Raw genomic sequence first — 7,324 nt, 5'->3', positions numbered from 1 at the left:
CGACAACCGGGTGTGCATTGCCGTTCTCGACGGTCCGGTGGACTTGTCCCATCCGTGCTTCGCTGGGGCCGACCTGACCACGCTAGACACCCTCGTTCCGAACACACCGAGCAGCGATTTGATGTCGAAGCACGGGACCCATGTCGCCAGCCTGCTATTCGGTCAGGCGGGTAGCCCGGTGTTCGGCCTGGCCCCGCACTGCCGAGGCTTGATTGCCCCGGTGTTCCGGGACGGGGAGCGCCTCTCGCAGCTGGATTTGTCTCGAGCGATCGAGCAAGCCGTGGGCGCCGGCGCGAACATCATTAACGTCAGCGGGGGTGAACCGACACCGACGGGCGAAGCGGAGGGCATGCTCGCCCATGCGCTCCAACTTTGTGAAGACAACGGCGTCCTCGTCGTCGCGGCCGTCGGCAACGACGGCTGCGACTGCGTGCAGGTCCCCGCTGCGGTGTCCTCGACGCTCGCAGTGGGTGCATGCGGACTGGACGGCCAGCCGCTGGAGCTGAACAACTGGGGTGAGGCCTACCGGTCCAATGCGGTGCTCGCACCCGGACTAGACATTGGTGGAGCGGTTCCCGGAGGCGGCACGGCCACCCTCACCGGCAGCAGTTTTGCAACTCCGGTGGTATCTGGTGTCGCCGCGTTACTGGCAAGTGTGCAACTACTCACCCGCGACACCGCGGACCTACTCGGTGTCCGGGCGGCAATCCTCTCCACCGCTACCCCGTGCGAGCCCAGCGGCGGTCCGAGGTCTCACCGCTTCCCCGCGGGGCGGCTCGACGTCCCGCGGGCATACGACGTCATCCTCATGGGAGGGAAAACGGCTGTGGACCATTCCGATCTTGCGCTGGCACCGTCCGAGCAGACACCATCGAATTCCGTACCAGCGGCGCCCACGCCGTCGACCGGGGAGGTCCTAGTCGCAGCCGGCAGCGTCGGTGCTGCGACGGAGGAGATTCCATGCTCCCCCGGCACGAACGCAGCAGTGCCTCAGATTCAGGCCGCCTCCGTAGCCGCCCCGCCCAGTTCTCCTGGTCCGACCGATCCACCCGGCCCGGCCCGGTGGTCGGTGGCAGAGCCGCCCGGCCAGCACCCAGCCGCTGTCGCGACGATGGCGCCCGGTGTGCGGGCTGCGTGCGGATGCGGATGCAACGGCAACGGCAACAGCAACAGCAACAGCCAGCTAATCTATGCCATTGGCACCATTGGCTATGACTTCCGGACTGAGGCAAACCGGGACGGGTTCCGCCAGCAGATGCTGCCGTTCCGGCGTGAGGGGACGGGTGCGGACGGCCTTCCAATCATGGACCCACCGAACCCGTATGACCCGCGGCATGTGAACCGGTATCTGGCGGAGAACCCTTGGGTCTCCGACAAGCTCACTTGGACGCTGAACATAGCTCGGACCCCTATCTACGCACTGGAGGCCGAGGCCTCGGTCGGCATGACATGGGAGCCGTTCAGGTCCCCGATCGAGGATAAGCCAGAGCTGCACGAGGTTGTCGGATACCCGGATCACCTCAGCACCATCCTCTCAAACTTCGCCACCTACCCCCCCGTTTCGTACGTCTACAAGGTGTTCCGTGACGCCATTGTCGGCCAGGTTCAGAATGTCGATGATGATAACTACGTCTCACGGGTCGCCATTCCTGGGAGACTGACCGATAAAACGGTGCGACTGTTCTCTGGCCAGGTGGTACCGGTGGCCAAGGTCAGTGCCCGTGGCTTGTACACCTGGAACGAAGCGGCGCTAGTGCGGGCGGTGATTAACGCGGTGAACGAGAGCCTCGAGGGAACCGATTCCGGTACCCGCATCAGCGACGAGGACAATCGGCGAAATATCCGCGCGTTCCTCGACAAGATTTACTACCAGTTCCGAAACCTCGGGCAGAGCCCTCCGGACCGCGCGCTGAACTTCGCCGGAACCAACGCGTTCCTGTTCGGCAACGAGATCCGGGATGGTTTCCTCTCCGCCCAGTACGTACCAGGACCGAACACCGGACTGTACGCACTGGACACGATCAGCGTTGCCAAGAGTCCGTACTGCCGTATGGACTCTGACTGCTGGGACGTCATCATCACGTTCTTCGACCCGGAGAACGATCAGCGCGCCACGGTGCACTGGCAGCTCACCATCGACGTCAGTGCCGATCTGCCAGTCAGCCTTGCGCCGTCGCACCGCTTCCTCGGCAGATGATCGACAGCCACATGAATAATCAGCGACACCAAGGAGGTATCGATGACCGCGTCGACCGCGTCATATGAAGGGCGATGGCTCCATCTTCCACTGCAAGCTCATCCAATTCGACGCTACGACCACAGCTCCGAGGAGGCGGTGACCCTAGCGGGCGGCGTTGAGGCCGCGGGCTGTAGCGACCTGCCCGATCCGGCGCGGGAAATGTGTTATAGGGAGCGATACGGGATCGTATATGAGTGAAAGGAGCCCTACGATGTCCGACCGCTCGGCAACGCATGCACCGGAGTTCCAGACTGCGATCCACGTACCGCACCAGGCCCCGCCGATCGACCGCGCGGTGTCGCCCGCGACCCTAAACACCGACCGAGGAATCGACGCCGACCTCCGACTATTTCCTCCTGACTGGATGATGGACCCTGTCCGTCCCCCAGATTCCTTGAACAGCATTTTCTGATCTATCCCCGCCCCGATGCGACAGGAGGCCTTACGATGTCCGACCGCTCGGCAACGCATGCACCGGAGTTCCAGCCTGCGATCCACGTACCGCACCAGGCCCCGCCGATCGACCGCGCAGTGTCGTCCGCGGCCCTGAACAGCGATCGGGGAATCGATGCCGACATCTTGGGAGGAGTGCCGGTCGGCAACTGGCTGGAGGCGCCCGGCAAATACATGTGGGAGAACTACGCGAAGCCCTGGCTCAATGCGTAGCGACGTGCCGGGGCCCCGGCACTAGTCCGACAACGAAGGAGAAGGAGTAGGAAATGACAGATCAGATCAGGATCGACCGGTCGTCTTCCCTGCAGCTTCCGATGCAGGCGGCGCCCATCGACCGCAGCCAGCTCCCGGCATCCGCCATGGCGTCCGAGGGCGGGATCGAGGCCGCGTTCGGCTGGGGCGATGTCTGGGACGTCGTGAAGACGGTTGGCCCGGCCGTCCTCGGAGCAGTGAGCGACCGCACCCTCAAGCGCGACATTGCTCTGGTGGAGTGGACTCGCTGAGCATGCCCGACCAGTCCGGCCGGCCCGACCCCGGGCCGGCCGGACTGGGCGACCCGGTGCAGCCGGTCGAGCAGGTCCAGCCCGTCGAGCCGGTGAACGGGTTCCGGATCCTCGATCTGGTCGCCAGCCTGCCGATAAGCACCTGGCGCTATCACTGGGAGACCCCAAAGGTTCGCCACCTGGGTCCGATGGCGCAGGACTGGGCGGCGACGTTCGGGTTGGGCGGGGACGACACCAGAATCGCTCTGGTAGACGCCAACGGGGTGGCCTTGGTGTCCATTCAGGCGCTTTACCGGCTTGTCGACGATCTCCGGCAGGAGCTGGCCGACCTGCACGAACGGGTCGCTCCGCTCCTCGTCTCCGACGAGGAGCGGAGCGCCGCTGACGACAGCACCGCTGACGACACCACCTAGGGAGTGCATCCTGGGTTCGTCGATCCTGGGTTCGTCGGTACTCGAGCGACGACTCACCCTGGCCTAGGCCAGCGCTATGAAGGGAAGGGCGCATGGAACTCGTTCTACCCCACCTGACGGTCATCAACCGATCCGAGCCGTACACGTACGCTTATAAGGACTTCCCCATCTTCGAGGCGGACGCACCGAAGGATTTAGCCCGTATGGACCTCCCCGAAGCGGAGAAGCATTTCGCCAACGTGCGGGAGCGGAGCAAAACGGCTAAGGCCACGGATGACGACCAGCCTTCCCAGCCACCACCGAATGTAATTATCCGGGTTAACGTTGGCTCCAGTTTCATCCCTGACCCCGGCAATCCCAGCCCCTTCGTCTGGCGCGACGTAGGCACAGTCAACTGCGGAACGCTGTCTGGGATGGCCGCCATCTACTGCGCAGTGATGGCGCGCCGTTGATGACGACAGCGGAAGCGAACTGCAGCGAGTCTCACTCAGCCGCCTCCGCGCTTTAGGCATGCCTGCTGAACGAGCGCGATCAGGTTCCCTCAAGGATCAGTCGAATCTCGCGGCGATGCAAGAGGCTTGTCAGCTGCTTGCCTGTGATATAGGAGGTCCTCGGTGAACAGGCGGTGGCAGTGGAGCACGAGAGGGCGAGGTCTGTGAGTATCGGCTGCATTGCTTCCGAGACGTGCAGCGAGATTTGATCAAGCGTATCGAGCAGCTGGGGCAGCAAGCCTGGGCTGACAGCATCGCCACCGACCCCTCTGACGGCCATCAGGCGCCTCAGGGCCGGCTTCATACTCCAGGGGCAGTTCCACCCCCGTAGAGGACGCACCCGACGGGCGTCACAGCGCCGCCATGGCTGGTTGCTGAAGGGCGATGTTTGCGGGTTGGCCGCTTTGAGTCGCTGTTGAACCCACCCCCTCATCCACGCGGGCTCAGCAACCATCCCCACCTCCGCGGGATACAACATAAAAGGGACTATGTTGTATCTGCGGCGATCATGATCGGCGGCCGGTGAGGCTGCCGCGGCCGAGTCGTGGGATGCTCGTCGACCGGGCGCAGAGCCGGCCGGGGTCCGGCGGCGGCTCCGGTGAGGCCGAGCCGACGGGGGCTGGGTCGACCCGCCGGACGCTATGCGCGGCGTGCGGTCGGCGCTGTCTGCTACGAGCGCCCGCTCCTGAGACGGCAACCGAGTCATGAGGACCTATGGCCGTCGGCCCAAGGCGAGATCAGCGCGGCCGGCACCACATCGGTCGATGCGATTGAGTCGTCGGCTTCCCAGCGCCAAATGCATTCGGCACACAAGACGGCCTCCACAGGCAGCGGGAAATTCTAGGTAGGACAGTGGAGCATGCCCTGGTCATCGACCGCCGCGGCCAGGTCCTCAAGCGGTGTCCGCACCTACTCCTCTGCGGACCTCCGCGGGCGTGGCCAACAACCGCCGGCCACAGCGAGAAAGCACGAACCCCACTCGCCCTCTCGACAGGCCGCCGGGCGGACCATCCGACCCTCATCGGCGAGGAACGGCAGCCCGACCGTCTTGGTCGTGACCGTTGTCGACGACGCCTGAAAACTGACCCCCTCGCGACGGGCGGGTTCCAGGGCGAGGGGGTCAACTTTCGACCGTCGTTGACAACCGTGGAGGTGCTCGAGCAGCTGACGGCCGACCAGCCTTCCCGGGAGGCAACGACCTACCTGCTGACACGACTGGGCGGTCTGTCCCCTGCGCAGTGCGAGCGGGCGACCAACCTTGGCCGGCCGATCCTCGTCGAGCTCCCGACCGCCCGAGCATGGCTTAAGTGCACGTTGCGCCCGCTGGCAAGCAGAGCGTTCCTCGCCCGCGCGTCGACTCACCGGTGAACCACACCAGCGCCCCGCGGCGGCCGGCGGCTCCCTAGACTTCCCTTCGTCCGGTCACACGGACCCACGACCCGCTGCGGCCTACTGGGTTGGTACCTGGCGCAGCGGCAGTCGGATCCCCGACCGCCAAGGGTGGTTCCGGACGCGGTCGGGGATCACGGACACCGCCGCCGGCGAGTCCCCTCGCCCGCGCCCCTGGCGGGAGTTCTGCGGCGGCTACCCGGTCGAGGTCGACTCGCCAGACCGGGTCCCCGTGGCGGCGGGTCGTGCGGCCGATGCTGCGGCGGGGGCCCGGTCCGCTGGCCCGGCGTCGCTGTCGTCGCTGGCGGACTCGCGGCGGTAGGCGACCTCGCCGCGCAGGATATCCGGGTGCATGAGCAGCTCCAGGCGGCCCTGGGCGTCGGTGAAGGGCATGGTGTATCTCCTCAGGACGGAGGCTGTGTGTCGTCGAGGTCGACGAGCTGGATGACCTGCCGGCTGCCGAGGCTGCCGTCGGGGCGCCGGTACGTCGCCCGGTGGGTGCCGGCGACAGCCAGTCGCATCCCCCGCGGCAGCAGATGTGCGGTGTCGTCCCAGCCGTCGGAGGCGCCCAGGTAGGCGCCGCGGCGGGTCTGGACCTCGAACACCGCGCAGCGCTCTGCGCCCTCGGGCCCTGGCTCGACCTCGTGCAGGGTGTGCGCCGCGGCGGTGAACCGGTCGAAGTGGATCACGGTCCCGGGCCAGAAGTTGTTCCGCACGAACCCGGCGAGGTTGAAGCGGTTGACCGCCGCCGGCATCTGCACGTTGCTGTAGACGACGTGGCCCCGGTCGTTGGCCCGCTCGAAGGTCTGCACCGCCCGGTCGACGCGCTGAATGGTGCGTCGCTGGTCCTCGTCGAGGGTTTGGACGTCGCCGGCGGCGTCGGAGAGCGCGTCATTCAGCTCCCGCCAGCGCCCGGACCGGCTGATGAGCTGGTGCACGGCGGTGTGCTGAGCGGTCGGCAGCCGATCCTGCGCGGCACGCTTGATCACCGACCGTGCCTTGCGCTGGCGGGAGCTCAGCGGTCCCCGTACGGCGTCGGCTCCCGGCAGCCGGCGCCGCATCGCCGGGTGCGGCACGTCGGCCGTCGTGGCGCGCGGCATCGCCCGCTCACGGTCCCGCCGGGCCCGGGTCAGCCCGGGCAACGCCTCGACCGCAGCGTCGAGCTCGCGGGCGCCGTCGCGGGTGTCTGCCCGCGCGGCGGCCGCAGCAGCGTCGATCAGCTGCGCCCGCTTGGTCAGCACCGCGGCCGACGAGCCGCGGTCGGCGTCGACGACGTAGCCGTCCGGGTCGGCGACCCGACTTCGACCCACGCAGCCCACCTTCCTTCCCGCACCGGTCGGTCCACCTGTGGCAGGTGCTCAGCGCAGCCCGGTTGTGACCGCCAGACCGGCCAGGTCGACCTGGGGGGCGCCGGGCAGCCAGGTGCGCGTCGCGCCTTGCCGGGGGGCCAGGGCGCGGCCGCGGACCCGCCAGGGGGCCAGCTGCTGCAGCAGCTGGTGGGTCAGCAGCTGGGCGTGGAAGCGGCTGGCCACCACGAGGAAGTCGACGACGGTGCCGTGCTTGGTCCGCTCCCCGCGCTGCTGGGCGCGGCTGGTCAGGCGGGTCAGCGACACCTGCCGGATGCCCCGCTCGAGCTCAGTGACGACGATCAGGTGCTGGTCGAGCCACTGCTGCTGGCGCCAGGCGGACAGCACGCCGCGGCCCTTGGGCAGGGTGATCCGCGCCAGCGCGTCGCGGGCGTAGTCGGCGGTGCGCTGCTCGTCGCGCAGCACCGCCTCATCGGGCCGGGCCAGGGCGTGCACCTGGGCCAGGTGGGCGGCGGAGATGGCCGGGGTC

At 67.2% G+C, this 7,324-nt stretch carries 8 protein-coding genes; 5 read left to right on the top strand and 3 right to left on the bottom strand.

What is annotated here, in order from left to right; translation table 11 throughout:
- The 5 genes from BUB17_RS24660 to BUB17_RS26435 all read left to right on the top strand — a co-directional run.
- On the top strand, positions 1-2,197 hold a 2,197-nt coding region (locus tag BUB17_RS24660; RefSeq protein WP_141243201.1), incomplete at its 5' end, for a cyanobactin maturation protease PatG family protein.
- A gap of 489 nt (positions 2,198-2,686) precedes the next feature.
- A complete protein-coding gene (locus BUB17_RS24655; protein WP_072921410.1) occupies positions 2,687-2,905 on the top strand; it encodes a hypothetical protein in 219 nt (72 codons plus the stop codon).
- 53 nt (positions 2,906-2,958) lie between these two features.
- Positions 2,959-3,195 carry a hypothetical protein gene (locus BUB17_RS24650; protein WP_072921408.1) on the top strand — a complete coding sequence of 79 codons (237 nt, stop codon included), beginning with the start codon at positions 2,959-2,961 and terminating at the stop codon, positions 3,193-3,195.
- A 2-nt stretch (positions 3,196-3,197) separates the two neighbouring features.
- On the top strand, positions 3,198-3,608 hold the full coding sequence (locus BUB17_RS24645; RefSeq protein WP_072921406.1) for a tail fiber domain-containing protein: 411 nt from the start codon (positions 3,198-3,200) through the stop codon (positions 3,606-3,608).
- 92 nt (positions 3,609-3,700) lie between these two features.
- Entirely contained in the window at positions 3,701-4,060 is a 360-nt protein-coding gene (locus BUB17_RS26435) for a hypothetical protein (RefSeq protein ID WP_141243200.1), read from the top strand.
- Between the two features lie 1,623 nt (positions 4,061-5,683).
- Here the strand turns inward: BUB17_RS26435 and BUB17_RS24630 are convergent.
- The 3 genes from BUB17_RS24630 to BUB17_RS27225 form a co-directional block, all read right to left on the bottom strand.
- Positions 5,684-5,881: a hypothetical protein gene (locus BUB17_RS24630; RefSeq protein WP_072921399.1), complete on the bottom strand. Its 198-nt coding sequence runs from the start codon at positions 5,879-5,881 to the stop codon at positions 5,684-5,686.
- Between the two features lie 11 nt (positions 5,882-5,892).
- On the bottom strand, positions 5,893-6,798 hold the full coding sequence (locus BUB17_RS24625; RefSeq protein WP_072921396.1) for a hypothetical protein: 906 nt from the start codon (positions 6,796-6,798) through the stop codon (positions 5,893-5,895).
- Positions 6,799-6,846: 48 nt separating this feature from the next.
- Positions 6,847-7,324: hypothetical protein (locus tag BUB17_RS27225; RefSeq protein ID WP_072921394.1), on the bottom strand; the 478-nt coding region annotated here is incomplete at its 5' end.

It is taken from the genome of Geodermatophilus obscurus (assembly GCF_900143215.1).
Lineage (GTDB): Bacteria > Actinomycetota > Actinomycetes > Mycobacteriales > Geodermatophilaceae > Geodermatophilus > Geodermatophilus obscurus_A.
The sequence above is the reverse complement of the archived record's forward strand: the minus strand, read 5'-3'. Positions and strand labels throughout refer to the sequence as shown.

Coding starts and splice junctions, on each gene's coding strand:
- BUB17_RS24655 (WP_072921410.1), top strand. CDS start 2,687: ATGTCCGACCGCTCGGCAACGCATGCACCGGAGTTCCAGCCTGCGATC.
- BUB17_RS24650 (WP_072921408.1), top strand. CDS start 2,959: ATGACAGATCAGATCAGGATCGACCGGTCGTCTTCCCTGCAGCTTCCG.
- BUB17_RS24645 (WP_072921406.1), top strand. CDS start 3,198: ATGCCCGACCAGTCCGGCCGGCCCGACCCCGGGCCGGCCGGACTGGGC.
- BUB17_RS26435 (WP_141243200.1), top strand. CDS start 3,701: ATGGAACTCGTTCTACCCCACCTGACGGTCATCAACCGATCCGAGCCG.
- BUB17_RS24630 (WP_072921399.1), bottom strand. CDS start 5,881: ATGCCCTTCACCGACGCCCAGGGCCGCCTGGAGCTGCTCATGCACCCG.